This window comes from Enterobacter sp. 241F3 (genome assembly GCF_034106785.1).
GTDB lineage: Bacteria > Pseudomonadota > Gammaproteobacteria > Enterobacterales > Enterobacteriaceae > Enterobacter > Enterobacter vonholyi.
This window is the reverse complement of the sequence record NZ_JAWNDD010000002.1, coordinates 289568-306255: the sequence shown is the minus strand read 5'-3', so window position 1 is coordinate 306255 and position 16688 is coordinate 289568. Positions and strand designations below refer to the sequence as shown.

Genomic DNA, 16688 nt, shown 5'->3' with positions numbered 1-16688 from the left:
AGGGGAACAGACGACACCCTCACCCCAGCCCTCTCCCTCAGGGAGAGGGAGAAAACACATTCACTGCACGTTTCAGGAACCATCGCTCATGACACAGACTTTAAGCCAGCTTGAAAACCGTGGCGCCTTCATCGAACGTCACATTGGGCCGGATGCTCAGCAACAGCAGGAGATGCTGAAGACGGTTGGCGCGGATTCATTAAACGCACTGATCGGCCAGATTGTGCCAAAAGACATCCAGCTTGCCACGCCGCCTCAGGTGGGGGAAGCCACCACGGAATTCGCCGCGCTGGCGGAGCTGAAGGCCATCGCCGGCCTGAACAAGCGCTATAAGTCTTACATTGGCATGGGCTACACCAACGTGCAGTTGCCGCCGGTGATCCTGCGCAACATGCTGGAAAACCCGGGCTGGTACACCGCTTACACCCCCTATCAGCCAGAAGTCTCCCAGGGCCGCCTGGAAGCACTGCTGAACTTCCAGCAGGTGACGCTGGACCTTACCGGCATGGATATCGCCTCTGCTTCTCTGCTGGACGAAGCGACCGCCGCCGCCGAAGCGATGGCGATGGCTAAGCGCGTGAGCAAGCTGAAAAATGCCAACCGCTTCTTCGTCGCGGCGGACGTGCATCCGCAGACGCTGGACGTGGTGCGCACTCGCGCAGAGACCTTCGGCTTTGACGTGATCGTCGACGACGCTGACAAAGTGCTGGATCACCAGGACGTCTTCGGCGTTCTGCTGCAGCAGGTGGGCACTACCGGTGAAGTTCACGACTACGGCGCGCTGATTGCCGAGCTGAAATCCCGCAAGGTGGTTGTTAGCGTTGCCGCCGATTTTATGGCGCTGGTGCTGCTGACGGCACCGGGCAAACAGGGCGCGGATATCGTCTTCGGCTCTGCGCAACGCTTCGGCGTACCGATGGGCTACGGCGGCCCGCACGCGGCGTTCTTCGGCGCGAAAGATGAATTCAAACGTTCCATGCCTGGCCGTATTATCGGCGTCTCCAAAGACGCTGCCGGTAATACCGCGCTGCGCATGGCGATGCAGACCCGCGAGCAGCATATCCGCCGCGAGAAAGCGAACTCCAACATCTGTACCTCACAGGTGCTGCTGGCTAACATCGCCAGCCTGTACGCCGTGTTCCACGGCCCGGCTGGCCTGAAACGCATTGCCAGCCGCATTCACCGCCTGGCCGATATCCTGGCCTGCGGCCTGCAGCAAAAAGGTCTTAAGCTGCGCCATACCCACTACTTCGACACCCTGTGCGTGGACGTGGCTGACAAAGCGGCCGTGCTGGCCCGCGCGAACGCGGCAGAGATCAACCTGCGCAGCGACATCCACAACGCCGTCGGCATTACGCTCGATGAAAGCACCACCCGCGACGATATCCTGAACCTGTTCAGCGTGCTGCTGGGTGACGCGCACGGTCTGGACATTGACGCGCTCGACAAAGAGGTCGCGCTCGACAGCCGCTCCATTCAGGACAGCATGCTGCGTAATGATGCGATCCTGACGCATCCGGTCTTCAATCGCTACCACAGCGAAACCGAGATGATGCGTTACATGCACTCTCTGGAGCGCAAGGATCTGGCGCTGAACCAGGCGATGATCCCGCTGGGATCCTGCACCATGAAGCTGAATGCTGCAGCAGAGATGATCCCGATCACCTGGCCTGAATTCTCCGAGCTGCACCCGTTCTGCCCGCCGGAGCAGGCGGATGGTTATCACGTGATGATTAACCAGCTTTCCGACTGGCTGGTGAAGCTGACCGGTTATGACGCGCTCTGCATGCAGCCGAACTCCGGCGCGCAGGGTGAATATGCGGGCCTGCTGGCAATCCGTCACTATCACGAAAGCCGCAACGAAGGTCACCGCGATATCTGCCTGATCCCAAGCTCCGCCCACGGTACCAACCCGGCCTCTGCCCAGATGGCGGGTATGGAAGTGGTTGTGGTGGCGTGCGATAAGAACGGCAACATCGATCTGGTCGACCTGCGCGCGAAAGCCGAGCAGGCGGGCGACAAGCTCTCCTGCATCATGGTGACCTATCCGTCCACCCACGGCGTGTACGAAGAGACTATCCGTGAAGTGTGCGAAGTGGTGCACCAGTTCGGCGGTCAGGTTTATCTCGATGGCGCAAACATGAACGCGCAGGTGGGCATTACCTCTCCGGGCTTTATCGGCGCGGACGTGTCGCACCTGAACCTGCACAAAACCTTCTGCATCCCGCACGGCGGTGGCGGCCCGGGCATGGGTCCTATCGGCGTGAAAGCGCACCTGGCGCCGTTTGTCCCAGGCCACAGCGTAGTTCAGATCGAAGGCATGCTGACCCGTCAGGGCGCGGTCTCTGCGGCACCGTTCGGTAGCGCCTCTATCCTGCCAATCAGCTGGATGTATATCCGCATGATGGGCGCGGAAGGGCTGAAGCAGGCGAGCCAGGTGGCCATTCTGAACGCTAACTATATTGCGACGCGCCTGAAGTCTGCCTTCCCGGTGCTCTATACCGGCCGCGACGGTCGCGTGGCGCACGAGTGCATCCTCGATATTCGTCCGCTGAAAGAGCAGACCGGCATTAGCGAGCTGGATATCGCCAAGCGTCTGATCGACTACGGCTTCCACGCGCCAACCATGTCGTTCCCGGTTGCGGGTACGCTGATGGTTGAGCCAACGGAGTCTGAAAGCAAAGCAGAGCTGGACCGCTTTATCGACGCGATGCTGGCCATCCGCATGGAGATCGACCGCGTGCAGGACGGCGAGTGGACGCTGGAAGATAACCCGCTGGTCAACGCTCCGCACACCCAGCACGAGATGGTGGCTGAGTGGAACCACGGTTACTCCCGCGAGCTGGCGGTCTTCCCGGCAGGTGTGGCGAACAAATACTGGCCGACCGTGAAGCGTCTCGATGACGTCTACGGCGACCGTAACCTGTTCTGCTCCTGCGTACCGATGAGCGAATACCAGTAATCGCGCTGGTGCAGTAATCCAGGCCGGGTAAGGCGAAGGCGCCACCCGGCTTTTTTATTGGGAGAAGAAAATGGGCATTGCACTTGTGACCGGCGCCAGTCGGGGCATTGGGAAAGCCACCGCGCTGCAGCTGGCACGCGAAGACTACACCGTGGCGGTGAACTATCATCACAACATTAAAGCCGCGACGGACGTGATAAACCAGATCGTTGAAGCTGGCGGTAAAGCCTTTGCCGTCCGCGCAGATATCAGTGATGAAGCTCAGGTGCTGGCGATGTTTGACAGCATCGATCGCGAAGGCGAGCCGCTTACCGCGCTGGTCAATAATGCGGGAATTCTGTTTGAGCAATCCACCATCGAGAATCTCTCCGCTGAGCGCATTAACCGCGTCCTGGCGACCAACGTCACGGGCTACTTCCTCTGCTGCCGGGAAGCGGTAAAACGAATGTCCTTCAGGCATGGCGGCAAGGGGGGGGCGATAGTGAATGTCTCTTCTGCAGCGTCGCGTCTGGGCGCGCCGGGTGAATATGTGGATTATGCCGCGTCCAAGGGGGCGGTGGATTCGCTGACAACGGGTTTATCGCTGGAGGTAGCGGCGCAGGGCATTCGCGTCAACTGCGTCCGTCCGGGTCTGATCTATACCGATATCCATGCTTCCGGCGGAGAGCCGGGGCGAGTGGATCGCGTGAAATCGTTGCTGCCGATCCAGCGCGGCGGCCAGCCGGAAGAGGTCGCCCAGGCGATTGTCTGGCTGCTGAGCGAGAAGGCGTCTTACGTGACGGGGAGCTTTATTGAGCTGGCGGGTGGGAAGTAAACCCCTAACCTAACCCTCTCCCCAAAGGGGAGAGGGGATCAAGCGTAACGGCGCCCGGCGTTAAAGTTTCTCGCCGTTGCTGGCAATTACGCCCTTATACCACTCGAAGCTTTTCTTGCGTGAACGCGACATGTCGCCCGTACCGTCGTCGTGTTTATTCACGTAGATAAAGCCGTAGCGTTTGCTGTACTGGCCGGTGGTGAACGACACGCAGTCGATACAGCCCCATGGCGTATAGCCCATCAGATCCACGCCATCGTGAGTGACGGCTTTGATCATCTCCTCCACGTGGGCACGCAGATAGTCGATACGATAGTCATCGTTGATGCTGCCGTCTTCTTCAACCTTGTCGTAGGCGCCGAAGCCGTTTTCAACGATAAACAGCGGTTTCTGGTAACGCTCGTACAGTTCGCACAGGGAATAGCGTAACCCTACAGGGTCAATCTGCCAGCCCCAGTCGGAAGCCTTAACGTGCGGGTTCGGCACGCTGCCTTCGAAACCGGAAATCGCGTCCCCGGTGCCGCCTTCCGCTTTCACCGCGTTGGTCATGTAGTAGCTGAAGCCCAGGTAGTCGCAGGTACCTTCACGCAGGATCTGCTCGTCGCCTGCCTCCATTTTGATGGAGAACCCGCGGCGCTCCCACTCGTTCAGGACGTAAGACGGGTAGTAACCCCGCAGCTGGACGTCGGTAAAGACGTAGCGCTCGCGCATCGATTCCTGGGCGAACATCACGTCTTCCGGCTTGCAGGAGAATGGATAGAGCGCCACCATGGCCAGCATGCAGCCGACTTTCATCTCCGGATTGATGCGGCGCGCGGCTTTCACCGCCAGGGCGCTGGCCACAAACTGGTGGTGAAGCACCTGATACATGGTCTCTTCGGGATTTTCGTGTTCGGTGTAGACCACACCGGAGCAGCAGTAGCCGAACAGCGGTGCGCGCCAGTTGCGCTGGTTATTGATTTCGTTGAAGGTCATCCAGTATTTGACCTTGTTTTTGTAGCGCTCAAAAACCACTTCCGCGAAGCGCACAAAGAAATCAACCACTTTACGGTTGGTCCAGCTACCGTATTCCTGCACCAGGTGCAGCGGCATTTCGAAGTGGGAGAGGGTGATCACCGGTTCGATGTTGTACTTCAGCAGCTCATCGAACATGTCGTCGTAAAACTTCAGCCCCTCTTCGTTTGGCTGCGTTTCATCACCTTTCGGGAAGATGCGCGTCCAGGCGATGGAGGTACGGAAACACTTGAAGCCCATCTCGGCAAACAGCTTGATGTCTTCTTTGTAGTGGCCGTGGAAATCGATAGCTTCATGGTTGGGGTAGTATTTCCCCGGTACCACCTCCTGCGTGATTTCGCGCGGTACGCCGTGTGCGCCGCCGGTCAATACGTCGCAAATGCTTGGCCCTTTGCCGCCTTTGTTCCAGCCGCCTTCAACCTGATGAGCGGCAACCGCGCCACCCCATAAAAAATCTTTTGGTAAGGTCAATTTTTTCATCGCTGCTATTCTCAATAAATGACTTATTGGCATCGAGTCTAGCAAAGCGAAATTAAATGTCACGATATAACAATTTACGGTAAATGTGATTTGTCACATCAAAAAAACAGGGTGTTTTATTCTGTAAGTTTCTTCGCCAGCTTACGGCCGAGAGATTCCAGAATATAGATGACGGGAATTTGCGTGGTTATATCGTAGACGCCTGCAATTCGAGTCTGAGGAACGTGCCAGGAGAGATTAAAGTCCGCCAGTTTTGCCAGGCGCGAGTGCTCGTGGCTGGTAATGGAGAGCACCTTACAGTGATGCAGGCTGAACTGGCTGGCGAAGCGCAGGATCTCCTCGGTCTCGCCCGAGACGGAGAGCACAATCGCAAGCGCATTTTTTGCCATGTCATTCGTGACCGGGAAATAAGGGTCATCAATATGGTTACTGAATTTCCCAATATTAGAAAAGAAACGTGCGCCATATTTTGCCAGCGAACCTGATGTCCCGGCACCGACAAATATAATTCGCTCGGAAGATAAAATAATATCGACCGCCTTATCCAATAACGCGTCGAACTCTTCATTATTCACGCTTTTAAAAAAGCTGATTATTTCGCTGGCGCCGAAGTTCGCCTGCTGGGGCTCGTTCTGCTCAAGGTACAGCTTAAAGCGCACGCGGAATTCAGAATACCCTTCGCAGTTAAGCTTGCGGCAAAAGCGCAGGATTGTGGTCGTCGAGACGTCTGCAGCATCCGCCAGCTCGCGAATGGTCATGTACATCACTTTGTCACGATTTTTTATGACATAGTTGTAGACCATCATCTCCAGGTTATTGAGACTGGCAATGGCGGAATGGGAGAACATGCTCACAATGGCTACACTCACTCATCAGACTTTTCTTCAGGGAATAATAACATGCAGCCAAACGACATCACTTTTTTTCAGCGCTTTCAGGACGACATTCTGGCCGGGCGTAAAACCATCACTATCCGGGATCAAAGTGAATCCCATTTCAAAACCGGCGATATCCTGCGGGTGGGGCGTTATGAGGATGATGGTTATTTTTGCACCATCGAAGTAACAGGGACGTCAATCGTTACGTTCGACACATTGACGCAAAAACATGCTGAACAGGAGAATATGACCCTGGATACGCTGAAAAGCGTGATCGCAGAGATCTACCCCAGGCAGAACCAGTTTTATGTGATTGATTTTAAACGTCTATAATTTAAATCGAAACGCACGTTCGCTGAAATTAAACTGTAACTGTCTGATTGTAATTTAGAAACGTTATGTTTAACTTTATTTTAGCTAACATGTGTTCACTGGAATCATTCTCAGTTAGCATAGTGATGCGATGAATAATCATCTTTTGTTTTCCCGGAGTTTTGTATGGTGAGCAGACCATTAATCGCACAGGGATATTCGCTGGCTGAGGAAGTAGCCAACAGCATCAGCCACGGCATTGGCCTGGTGTTTGGGATTGTCGGTTTAGTCTTATTGCTGGTGCAGGCGGTGGATGCTAATGCCAGCGCGATGGCCATTACCAGCTACAGCCTGTATGGCGGGAGTATGATCCTGCTGTTTCTGGCGTCGACGCTTTATCACGCTATCCCGCATCAGCGGGCCAAGATATGGCTCAAGAAATTTGACCACTGCGCTATCTATCTTCTTATTGCAGGCACCTACACGCCGTTTTTGCTGGTGGGGCTCAACTCGCCGCTGTCGCGTGGCCTGATGATTGTTATCTGGAGCCTGGCACTGCTGGGGATCCTGTTTAAGCTGACCATCGCGCACCGCTTTAAGGTGTTGTCGCTGGTAACCTATCTGACCATGGGCTGGCTGTCGCTAATTGTGGTGTATCAACTGGCAATCAAACTGTCGATAGGGGGCGTGACGCTTCTGGCCTTAGGCGGCGTGGTATACTCGCTCGGCGTGATTTTCTACGTCTGCAAGCGCATTCCTTACAACCATGCCATCTGGCACGGCTTTGTGCTCGGCGGCAGCGTATGCCACTTTTTGGCGATCTATTTGTACGTGGGGCAGGCGTAGTTTTTTGTCGGGTGGCGGCTTCGCCTTACCCGGCCTACGGGATAAGCAGGCCCGGTAAGCGTAGCGCAACCGGGCGATACAGCATCACTCTTCCAGAGAATACGGCAGCGGCTCAATACTCAGCGTATTTGCATCGTCACGCACGCGGAACACGCTGTCGGCTTCCATGTCGTTGTTCATAACGGCCTGCACCAGAAGACGTCCATCATCCAGCTGTACGGCGGCTAATACGGTGCCGGTACGGCGCCAGTTTTCACCCATCTTCAGCTCTAAATCTTCCCCTGCTTCAGGTACGCGGCTGGCATGGCCCGCGAGTGTCCATAGCGCGCGTTTGTTTGCCCCGCGGAATTTCGCACGTGCGACCATCTCCTGGCCGGTGTAGCAGCCTTTTTTAAAGCTGATGCCGCCCAGTGCCTGCAGGTTGGTTGCCTGAGGAATAAACTGCGCGCTGTTTGCGGCGTCAATGATCGGCAGACCCGCTTCGATGTTCAGCGCCAGCCACTGCTGACTGTTGTTAAGCTGCGCTTCGCCGCGCAGCGCCTCGGTGATGCGCTCGGCGGTTTCGGCATCCGTGACTAACAGAAAACGCTCTGCCGGGTGTTCAAACCACAGGATGGAGGTGTCACCTTCGCTGACGAGCTGCTTTTCGGCATCCGGCAGTTCGCTGAACAGATTTTTCAGCGCCGCACGCGCCTGGAAGCCTGCCACACCCAGCAGGACATGTTCGTCGTCCGGGGCGATAGTGACTTTGGAGAAGACCGCGTATTTTTTCAGCTCTTTGAGCTGGGCGTCACGCAGGCTGCGGCGCTCAATAAAGGCAAAACCGTCCTGACGGCGGAACAGACGCAGGTTGCTCCACATTTTGCCTTTTGGGTCGCAATGGGCGGCCAGCAGGTGCTGGTGTTCGGTCATCTGACTGACGTCGGCGGTCACCTGGCCCTGCAGATATTTTTCGGCGTCGGCACCGGTGAGCGTCGCCAGCGCCCAGTCATCAAGAGAAATAAGCGTCAGCGGCAGACGCGCAGAGGCGGCGGGCTGGCGAGGAGAAAATGGTGTAAATGCCATAACGATATCCTGAATTGCTTAACGCTTTGATAATGCCTAATGGTAAAAGAGCCTGCAGGCAATGCAAGCGCTTTCAACAGGCCTTTTGTGCCCTAAACCGGTTATGCGTAACGCTACGCAAAATAATGTAATCCGCTGTCTTTGTAGGGATTATTCTGGAAGCCTGCTCGTCGATCGCAATATTCCAGTAATGAAACGGTCAAAAACACGTTACACTAGCTGGTGTCCCCGTAGAGAAATAAAGAACACTGAACGGGGCACCGACTGTGCCAAACGTAATGCAGGAAACTGAACATGGATATTAACAACAAGGCCCGTATTCACTGGGCGTGCCGTCGCGGAATGCGTGAACTTGATATTTCCATCATGCCTTTCTTCGAATATGAGTATGACACCTTAAGCGACGATGATAAGCGTCTGTTTGTTCGCCTGCTTGAATCTGACGATCCGGATTTATTCAACTGGCTGATGAACCACGGCAAACCCGCCGATACCGAGTTGCAACGGATGGTGCAATTAATTCAAACACGGAATCGGGAACGTGGTCCTGTGGCAATCTGATCTTCGCGTCTCGTGGCGCTCGCAGTGGATGTCTTTATTGCTCCACGGCCTGGTTGCGGCCTTTGTGTTACTGATGCCGTGGCCGCTAAGCTATACTCCGCTGTGGCTGCTGTTACTCTCGTTTGTCGTTTTTGACAGCGTACGCAGCCAGCGTCGAATTAATGCCCGTCAGGGAGAGATCAAATTACTGATGGATTCCCGCCTGCGCTGGCAGGGTAAAGAGTGGGATATCCTCGGTATGCCCTGGATGCTCAACTGCGGCATGATGTTACGGTTACGCAAGGTGGACGGCGGGCGTTGCCAGCATCTTTGGCTGGCGGCTGACAGTATGGATGCTGCCGAGTGGCGAGATCTGCGCCGGATGCTATTGCAACAGACGACGCAGGGATAATACGCGTTAGCTAAACTTATCAGCCATTTCGCCCAAAATCTGCTCGCACCAGGTTTGCAGGCGCTCATCGCTGAGATCGTACTGGTTGGTTTCATCCAGCGCGAGCCCAACAAACAGCTCGCCGTCGGCAATAATCGGCTTTTTACTGGTGAACTCGTAACCTTCGGTTGGCCAGTAGCCGATGAACGACACCCCTTTCGGCGCCAGTTTGTCGTGCAGCATGCCAAGCGCGTCCAGGAACCACTCCCCGTAACCCAGCTGATCTCCCATGCCGTACATGGCAATGATTTTGCCGTCGAGATTGACTGAATCAAGTTGATCCCAGATGGCTTCCCAGTCTTCTTGTATCTCACCAAAATCCCAGGTTGGGATGCCGAGGATCAGTACATCGTACTGTTCCATCAGCGCGACCGCGTCATCTTTCAGGTTATGCAACGTCACCAGTTCCGGGCCAATGATGTCGCGAATTTTCTCTGCCGCCATTTCGGTGTAGCAGGTGCTGGAACCATAGAACAGACCAATATTCATCGCGTAACTATCTCAATTCTTGCGTTGACTTTGCGCGTAGTGTACCAGAAACCGGTCACAATCAGGCATAATGGCCTGACTGCAGAATCAAAGGGGCTGATGTGGAAAAGGATCTCGCACTCGTTGAACAGTTTCTCGACGCACTGTGGCTGGAAAAAAACCTGGCCGAGAATACGCTCAGCGCCTACCGGCGCGATCTTACCATGCTGGTGGAGTGGCTGGCCCGTCGGCAGCTCTCGCTGGCGAGCGCGCAAAGCGACGACCTGCAGGCGCTGCTCGGTGAACGTGTAGAAGGGGGGTACAAAGCCACCAGCTCCGCGCGTTTGCTCAGCGCCATGCGTCGGCTTTTCCAGCATCTCTACCGTGAGAAGATTCGCCAGGACGATCCCAGCGCGCTGCTGGCATCCCCTAAGCTCCCGCAGCGGCTGCCGAAAGATCTCAGCGAAGCACAAGTTGAGAGATTATTACAGTCACCGGCAGTTGACCTGCCGCTGGAGTTACGCGATAAAGCCATGCTTGAGCTATTGTATGCTACCGGCCTGCGCGTTTCGGAGCTGGTTGGCCTGACGATGAGCGACATCAGCCTGCGTCAGGGCGTGGTGCGCGTCATCGGTAAAGGCAATAAGGAAAGGCTGGTTCCGCTGGGCGAAGAGGCGGTTTACTGGCTGGAAACGTATCTGGAGCATGGCCGTCCGTGGTTGCTCAACGGCGTGTCTATCGATGTCCTGTTTCCGAGCCAGCGCGCACAGCAGATGACGCGACAAACGTTCTGGCATCGCATCAAGCATTACGCCACACTGGCGGGTATTGACAGTGAAAAGCTTTCGCCGCACGTATTGCGTCACGCCTTCGCGACGCATCTGCTCAACCACGGCGCTGATTTACGCGTGGTGCAGATGCTGCTGGGACACAGCGATCTTTCCACGACGCAAATTTACACCCATGTCGCGACGGAACGCCTGCGGCAGCTACACCAACAGCACCACCCTCGAGCGTGAGTGCCGACGAATTGTAACAGGATCACATATGAAAAAGACTTTCGCGCTGTTCACCCTGCTGGCAGCCTCCTTTACCGGTTTCGCCCATGCGGACGACGCCGCCATCAAGCAGTCGCTGGCTAAGCTCGGCGTCACCGGAAGCGATATTCAGCCTGCGCCGGTCGCTGGCATGAAAACAGTACTGACCAACAGCGGCGTGCTGTACGTCACTGAAGACGGCAAACACATTATTCAGGGGCCAATGTACGACGTGAGCGGCGCGCAGCCGGTCAACGTGACCAACCAGCTGCTGATGAAAAACCTGAACGCGCTCGAAAAAGAGATGATCGTCTATAAGGCGGCGCAGGAAAAACACGTCATTACCGTCTTCACCGACATCACCTGCGGCTACTGCCACAAGCTGCATGAAGAGATGAAAGACTACAACGCGCTGGGCATTACCGTGCGCTATCTTGCTTTCCCGCGCGCGGGTGTGCAGAGCCAGCCAGAGCAGGATATGAAGGCCATCTGGTGTGCGAAAGACCGCAACAAAGCCTTTGATGATGCGATGAGCGGAAAAGAGGTTAAGCCAGCCTCCTGCGATATCGACATTGCTAACCACTACGCGCTGGGCGTGCAGTTTGGCGTGAGCGGGACGCCAGCGATTGTCCTGAGTAATGGCTATGTCGTTCCGGGCTATCAGGGACCGAAAGAGATGAAAGAGTTCCTCGACGCGCACCAGAAACAGTTTGGTGGTAAATAATCCGCGTGAAAGCCCCGATAAAATTGCGCCGCCGCGAGGCGGTTGAACCGGTTGATTTGCCGGACGATCTCCCGGCGCTGCTTAAGCGCCTCTACGCCAGTCGCGGCGTGCGTAGCGCTGAGGATCTTGAACGCAGCGTGAAAGGGATGCTGCCCTGGCAGCAGCTGAGCGGTATCGAAAAAGCCACTGAGATGCTCTACAACGCCCTTCGTGAAGGAACGCGGATTGTGGTGGTAGGGGACTTCGACGCCGACGGCGCAACCAGCACCGCGCTGAGCGTGCTCAGCCTGCGCGCGCTGGGCTGCGATAACGTCACGTATCTGGTGCCGAACCGTTTTGAAGACGGCTACGGACTCAGCCCGGAAGTGGTCGATCAGGCCCACGCCCGGGGTGCGCAGATGATCATGACCGTCGATAACGGGATCTCTTCCCATGCGGGAGTCGATCATGCCCACGCGTTGGGGATCCCGGTGCTGGTCACCGATCACCACCTGCCGGGAGAAACGCTGCCCGCAGCGGAAGCGATTATTAACCCCAATCTGCGCGACTGCGATTTCCCATCGAAATCCCTCGCAGGCGTGGGCGTGGCGTTTTATCTGATGCTGGCGTTACGGACCCTGCTGCGCGATAAGGGCTGGTTCGAATCCCGCGGTATTGCCGTGCCAAACCTGGCCGAATATCTCGATCTGGTGGCGCTGGGTACCGTCGCCGACGTGGTCCCGCTCGATACCAATAACCGTATCCTGACCTGGCAGGGCCTAAGCCGCATCCGGGCGGGCAAGTGCCGTCCGGGGATCAAGGCGCTGCTGGAAATTGCCAACCGCGACCCGCTCAAGCTGGCGGCAAGCGATTTGGGCTTTGCCCTTGGGCCGCGCCTGAACGCGGCCGGGAGGCTGGACGATATGTCCGTCGGCGTGGCGCTGCTGCTGTGCGACAACATCGGTGAAGCGCGCGTGCTGGCCAACGAGCTGGACGCCCTGAACCAGACACGTAAAGAGATTGAGCAGGGGATGCAGGCCGAAGCGCTGACCCTGTGTGAAAAACTGGAGCGCAGCGGCGATACGCTGCCGGGCGGCCTGGCGATGTACCATCCCGAGTGGCATCAGGGCGTGGTCGGCATTCTGGCGTCGCGCATCAAAGAGCGCTTCCACCGCCCGGTGATCGCGTTCGCACCCGCGGGCGACGGCACGCTGAAAGGCTCTGGCCGCTCAATTCAGGGGTTGCACATGCGTGATGCTCTGGAGCGTCTCGATACACTGTACCCGGGTCTGATGATCAAGTTCGGCGGCCATGCGATGGCGGCTGGACTGTCGCTGGAAGAGGCGAAATTCGACGAGTTCCAGCGCCTGTTCGGCGAGCTGGTCACCGACTGGATTGACCCGGCCCTGCTGCAGGGGGAAGTGGTGTCCGATGGCGAGCTTTCACCGCTTGAGATGACGATGGACGTGGCGCAAATGCTGCGCGATGCCGGCCCGTGGGGGCAGATGTTCCCGGAACCGCTGTTTGACGGGCGATTCCGCCTGCTGCAGCAGCGCATTGTCGGCGAACGTCATCTGAAAGTGATGGTCGAGCCCGTGGGCGGTGGACCGCTTCTGGACGGCATTGCTTTTAACGTCGATACCTCCATCTGGCCGGACAACGGCGTGCGCGAGGTCGAGCTGGCGTACAAACTGGACATCAACGAGTTTCGCGGTAACCGCACCCTTCAGATCATCATCGACAATATCTGGCCAATTTAGCGGCAGTAATCTCTATAAAAAAGGGCGTGGATTCGGTACAATCCCGCTCTTATCACCGCATTTTGACAAGTCCATAAAAGAAAACAGACCATGTTTGAAATTAATCCGGTAAAAAACCGTATTCAGGACCTCACGGAGCGCTCTGACGTTCTTAGGGGGTATCTTTGACTACGATGCCAAGAAAGAGCGTCTTGAAGAAGTAAACGCCGAGCTGGAACAGCCGGACGTCTGGAACGAACCTGAGCGCGCCCAAGCGCTGGGTAAAGAGCGTTCCTCTCTCGAAGCTATCGTAGATACGCTGGATCAAATGGCCCAGGGGCTGGAAGATGTTTCCGGTTTGCTGGAGCTGGCCGTCGAAGCTGACGACGAAGAAACCTTTAACGAAGCCGTGGCAGAACTCGACGTGCTGGAAGAGAAGCTGGCGCAGCTTGAATTCCGTCGCATGTTCTCCGGCGAATACGACAGCGCTGACTGCTATCTCGATATTCAGGCAGGTTCCGGCGGTACCGAAGCGCAGGACTGGGCCAGCATGCTGACGCGTATGTACCTGCGTTGGGCAGAAGCGCGCGGCTTCAAAACCGAAATTATCGAAGAGTCTGAAGGTGAAGTAGCGGGTCTGAAATCCGTCACCATCAAGATCATTGGCGATTACGCCTACGGCTGGCTGCGTACCGAAACCGGCGTTCACCGCCTGGTACGTAAGAGCCCGTTCGACTCCGGCGGCCGCCGTCATACCTCCTTCAGCTCCGCGTTCGTTTACCCGGAAGTTGACGAAGATATTGATATCGAAATTAACCCGGCGGACCTGCGTATCGACGTTTACCGCGCATCCGGCGCGGGCGGTCAGCACGTTAACCGTACGGAATCGGCGGTGCGTATTACCCACATTCCAACCGGGCTGGTCACGCAATGCCAGAACGACCGTTCCCAGCATAAGAACAAAGACCAGGCCATGAAGCAGATGAAAGCGAAGCTTTATGAGCTGGAGATGCAGAAGAAAAATGCTGAGAAACAGGCGATGGAAGACAACAAGTCTGACATCGGCTGGGGCAGCCAGATCCGTTCTTACGTCCTTGATGACTCCCGCATCAAAGACCTGCGTACCGGGGTTGAAACCCGTAACACGCAGGCGGTGCTGGACGGCAGCCTGGACCAATTTATCGAAGCAAGTTTGAAAGCAGGGTTATGAGGAACCAACATGTCTGAACAACAAGCACAGGGCGCTGACGCGGTAGTCGATCTTAACAACGAACTGAAAACCCGCCGCGAGAAGCTGGCAGCGCTGCGCGAGCAGGGCGTGCCGTTCCCGAACGATTTTCGTCGTGACCACACCTCAGACCAACTGCACGCTGACTTCGACGCGAAAGAGAACGAAGAGCTGGAAGCGCTGAACGTTGAAGTGGCCGTTGCAGGCCGCATGATGACCCGTCGTATCATGGGTAAAGCCTCCTTCGTGACCCTGCAGGACGTTGGCGGCCGCATTCAGCTGTACGTTTCCCGTGACGATCTTCCGGAAGGCATCTACAACGAGCAGTTCAAGAAGTGGGACCTGGGCGATATCCTGGGCGCGAAAGGTAAACTGTTCAAAACCAAGACCGGTGAACTTTCTATCCACTGCACCGAGCTGCGTCTGCTGACCAAAGCCCTGCGCCCGCTGCCGGACAAATTCCACGGCCTGCAGGATCAGGAAGCGCGCTATCGTCAGCGCTACCTGGATCTCATCTCTAACGATGAATCCCGCAAGACCTTTAAAATTCGCTCCCAGATCATGGCCGGTATCCGCCAGTTCATGGTCAACCGCGACTTTATGGAAGTGGAAACCCCGATGATGCAGGTGATCCCTGGCGGCGCGTCTGCGCGTCCGTTCATCACCCATCACAACGCCCTGGACCTGGACATGTACCTGCGTATCGCGCCGGAACTGTACCTGAAGCGTCTGGTGGTTGGTGGTTTTGACCGCGTGTTCGAGATCAACCGTAACTTCCGTAACGAAGGTATCTCCGTTCGTCATAACCCAGAGTTCACCATGATGGAACTCTATATGGCGTATGCGGATTACAAAGATCTGATCGAGCTGACCGAATCCCTGTTCCGTACCCTGGCGCAGGATATTCTGGGCACCACGCAGGTCCCTTACGGTGAAGAAGTCTTCGACTTCGGCAAGCCGTTCGAAAAACTGACCATGCGCGAAGCGATCAAGAAATACCGTCCGGAAACCAACATGGCGGATCTGGATAACTTCGACTCTGCGAAAGCGATCGCCGAAAGCATCGGTATCAAGGTTGAGAAGAGCTGGGGTCTGGGCCGTATCGTGACCGAGATCTTCGAAGAGGTGGCCGAAGCGCACCTGATTCAGCCGACCTTCATCACCGAATACCCGGCGGAAGTCTCTCCGCTGGCGCGTCGTAATGACCAGAACCCGGAAATCACTGACCGCTTTGAATTCTTCATCGGCGGCCGTGAAATCGGTAACGGCTTCAGCGAGCTGAACGATGCGGAAGACCAGGCTCAGCGTTTCCAGGACCAGGTTGACGCGAAAGCGGCAGGCGACGACGAAGCGATGTTCTTCGACGAAGACTACGTGACCGCGCTGGAACACGGTCTGCCACCAACGGCGGGTCTGGGCATTGGTATCGACCGTATGGTTATGCTGTTCACCAACAGCCACACCATCCGCGACGTGATCCTGTTCCCGGCGATGCGCCCGGTGAAGTAAGACGTTAAGATGTAAAAAAAGCCCCGAAAGGGGCTTTTTTATTGCGCCGCGAAGGCTTTAAGTTCTTCGCGGGCGGTCGTCGCTTCCATGACCATCCACGGGCTAAAGGCCCAGGGCGTCGCGTCCAGCGCGCGGAATAACGCCTCCAGCTCAACCCACTGATAGTCCATCACTTCATCTTCGTTTATCGTCACGTCATTGGTGATGCGGGCGGCGAATACCGGGCAAATTTCATTTTCCACGATCCCGGACGGGTCGGTTTCCCGATAGCGAAATTCAGGGGCGACGGCGGTGATATCGGTCAGTTCAGCGCCCACTTCAAAGCGGCAGCGGCGGATTATCGCCTGGACTGTCTCTTCGCCCGACTGCGGGTGGCCGCAAACGGAGTTGGTCCAGACGCCGGGCCAGGCTTTTTTGCTTAAGGCGCGTCGGGTGATCAGACATTCCCCTTTTGCGTTAAAAAGCCAGGAAGAGAACGCCAGATGCAGCGGGGTATGTAACGTGTGCGCGGCATATTTTTCCTGAGTGCCAATCACCATTCCCTGGTCGTTTACCAAAATAACGTGTTCTTGAATACTCATTGATGCTCCAGTGCCAAAATGCCGAGTGGTTCAGCACCATCAGCCGAAGCATTATACTGCA

The 16688-nt window shown here is 56.3% G+C and carries 16 protein-coding genes; 11 read left to right on the top strand and 5 right to left on the bottom strand.

Going from position 1 to position 16688, the window contains the following annotated elements; all coding sequences use genetic code 11:
• Positions 1-88 precede the first annotated feature (88 nt).
• Positions 89-2962, top strand: a complete 2874-nt coding sequence (gcvP, locus tag UR504_RS08700; protein ID WP_302237346.1) for an aminomethyl-transferring glycine dehydrogenase — start codon at positions 89-91, stop codon at positions 2960-2962.
• 70 nt (positions 2963-3032) lie between these two features.
• On the top strand, positions 3033-3776 hold the full coding sequence (locus UR504_RS08695; protein WP_302237343.1) for an SDR family oxidoreductase: 744 nt from the start codon (positions 3033-3035) through the stop codon (positions 3774-3776).
• Positions 3777-3836: 60 nt separating this feature from the next.
• Here the strand turns inward: UR504_RS08695 and bglA are convergent, their stop codons facing one another.
• Positions 3837-5270: a 6-phospho-beta-glucosidase BglA gene (gene bglA, locus UR504_RS08690; protein WP_115876233.1), complete on the bottom strand. Its 1434-nt coding sequence runs from the start codon at positions 5268-5270 to the stop codon at positions 3837-3839.
• Between the two features lie 116 nt (positions 5271-5386).
• The gene (locus tag UR504_RS08685) at positions 5387-6118 is read right to left on the bottom strand and encodes a MurR/RpiR family transcriptional regulator (protein ID WP_032660101.1); all 732 of its coding nucleotides are present in this window, start codon (positions 6116-6118) and stop codon (positions 5387-5389) included.
• 51 nt (positions 6119-6169) lie between these two features.
• Here UR504_RS08685 and yqfB point away from each other — a divergent pair, with 51 nt between their 5' ends.
• Positions 6170-6481, top strand: a complete 312-nt coding sequence (gene yqfB / locus UR504_RS08680; RefSeq protein WP_302237337.1) for a N(4)-acetylcytidine aminohydrolase — start codon at positions 6170-6172, stop codon at positions 6479-6481.
• 165 nt (positions 6482-6646) lie between these two features.
• Complete coding sequence (gene trhA / locus UR504_RS08675) at positions 6647-7306, top strand: PAQR family membrane homeostasis protein TrhA (RefSeq protein ID WP_127732244.1); 660 nt, start codon at positions 6647-6649, stop codon at positions 7304-7306.
• Positions 7307-7390: 84 nt separating this feature from the next.
• Here trhA and ygfZ read toward each other — a convergent pair whose 3' ends face one another.
• The gene (ygfZ, locus tag UR504_RS08670) at positions 7391-8371 is read right to left on the bottom strand and encodes a tRNA-modifying protein YgfZ (protein WP_302237331.1); all 981 of its coding nucleotides are present in this window, start codon (positions 8369-8371) and stop codon (positions 7391-7393) included.
• 294 nt (positions 8372-8665) lie between these two features.
• On the opposite strand from ygfZ, the gene sdhE reads away from it, so the two are divergent.
• Both sdhE and UR504_RS08660 read left to right on the top strand, forming a co-directional pair.
• Positions 8666-8932, top strand: a complete 267-nt coding sequence (gene sdhE, locus UR504_RS08665) for an FAD assembly factor SdhE (protein WP_006178375.1) — start codon at positions 8666-8668, stop codon at positions 8930-8932.
• Entirely contained in the window at positions 8913-9323 is a 411-nt protein-coding gene (locus UR504_RS08660; RefSeq protein WP_021242050.1) for a protein YgfX, read from the top strand. Before sdhE ends, UR504_RS08660 begins: the two co-directional genes overlap by 20 nt.
• Before the next feature lie 6 nt (positions 9324-9329).
• On the opposite strand, the gene fldB is transcribed toward UR504_RS08660, so the two are convergent.
• Positions 9330-9851, bottom strand: a complete 522-nt coding sequence (gene fldB, locus UR504_RS08655; RefSeq protein ID WP_302237328.1) for a flavodoxin FldB — start codon at positions 9849-9851, stop codon at positions 9330-9332.
• A gap of 101 nt (positions 9852-9952) precedes the next feature.
• On the opposite strand from fldB, the gene xerD reads away from it, so the two are divergent.
• The 5 genes from xerD (at position 9953) to lysS (ending at position 16046) form a co-directional block, all read left to right on the top strand.
• Positions 9953-10849, top strand: a complete 897-nt coding sequence (xerD, locus tag UR504_RS08650) for a site-specific tyrosine recombinase XerD (protein WP_111963202.1) — start codon at positions 9953-9955, stop codon at positions 10847-10849.
• Positions 10850-10877: 28 nt separating this feature from the next.
• Positions 10878-11591 carry a bifunctional protein-disulfide isomerase/oxidoreductase DsbC gene (gene dsbC / locus UR504_RS08645; protein ID WP_111963201.1) on the top strand — a complete coding sequence of 238 codons (714 nt, stop codon included), beginning with the start codon at positions 10878-10880 and terminating at the stop codon, positions 11589-11591.
• Positions 11592-11596: 5 nt separating this feature from the next.
• On the top strand, positions 11597-13330 hold the full coding sequence (gene recJ / locus UR504_RS08640; protein ID WP_248175088.1) for a single-stranded-DNA-specific exonuclease RecJ: 1734 nt from the start codon (positions 11597-11599) through the stop codon (positions 13328-13330).
• A 90-nt stretch (positions 13331-13420) separates the two neighbouring features.
• A protein-coding gene (gene prfB, locus UR504_RS08635; RefSeq protein WP_096151315.1) for a peptide chain release factor 2 occupies positions 13421-14519 on the top strand; the annotation gives its coding sequence in 2 pieces (ribosomal slippage) (positions 13421-13495 and positions 13497-14519; 1098 coding nt in all).
• A gap of 9 nt (positions 14520-14528) precedes the next feature.
• On the top strand, positions 14529-16046 hold the full coding sequence (gene lysS, locus UR504_RS08630; RefSeq protein ID WP_021242046.1) for a lysine--tRNA ligase: 1518 nt from the start codon (positions 14529-14531) through the stop codon (positions 16044-16046).
• A 38-nt stretch (positions 16047-16084) separates the two neighbouring features.
• On the opposite strand, the gene idi is transcribed toward lysS, so the two are convergent.
• Entirely contained in the window at positions 16085-16627 is a 543-nt protein-coding gene (gene idi / locus UR504_RS08625) for an isopentenyl-diphosphate Delta-isomerase (RefSeq protein WP_133295107.1), read from the bottom strand.
• Between the last annotated feature and the right edge of the window lie 61 nt (positions 16628-16688).

What these genes read in the sequence shown, in the direction of transcription:
- gcvP (WP_302237346.1), top strand. Translation starts at nt 89, where the DNA reads ATGACACAGACTTTAAGCCAGCTTGAAAACCGTGGCGCCTTCATCGAA.
- UR504_RS08695 (WP_302237343.1), top strand. Translation starts at nt 3,033, where the DNA reads ATGGGCATTGCACTTGTGACCGGCGCCAGTCGGGGCATTGGGAAAGCC.
- bglA (WP_115876233.1), bottom strand. Translation starts at nt 5,270, where the DNA reads ATGAAAAAATTGACCTTACCAAAAGATTTTTTATGGGGTGGCGCGGTT.
- UR504_RS08685 (WP_032660101.1), bottom strand. Translation starts at nt 6,118, where the DNA reads ATGTTCTCCCATTCCGCCATTGCCAGTCTCAATAACCTGGAGATGATG.
- yqfB (WP_302237337.1), top strand. Translation starts at nt 6,170, where the DNA reads ATGCAGCCAAACGACATCACTTTTTTTCAGCGCTTTCAGGACGACATT.
- trhA (WP_127732244.1), top strand. Translation starts at nt 6,647, where the DNA reads ATGGTGAGCAGACCATTAATCGCACAGGGATATTCGCTGGCTGAGGAA.
- ygfZ (WP_302237331.1), bottom strand. Translation starts at nt 8,371, where the DNA reads ATGGCATTTACACCATTTTCTCCTCGCCAGCCCGCCGCCTCTGCGCGT.
- sdhE (WP_006178375.1), top strand. Translation starts at nt 8,666, where the DNA reads ATGGATATTAACAACAAGGCCCGTATTCACTGGGCGTGCCGTCGCGGA.
- fldB (WP_302237328.1), bottom strand. Translation starts at nt 9,851, where the DNA reads ATGAATATTGGTCTGTTCTATGGTTCCAGCACCTGCTACACCGAAATG.
- dsbC (WP_111963201.1), top strand. Translation starts at nt 10,878, where the DNA reads ATGAAAAAGACTTTCGCGCTGTTCACCCTGCTGGCAGCCTCCTTTACC.
- lysS (WP_021242046.1), top strand. Translation starts at nt 14,529, where the DNA reads ATGTCTGAACAACAAGCACAGGGCGCTGACGCGGTAGTCGATCTTAAC.
- idi (WP_133295107.1), bottom strand. Translation starts at nt 16,627, where the DNA reads ATGAGTATTCAAGAACACGTTATTTTGGTAAACGACCAGGGAATGGTG.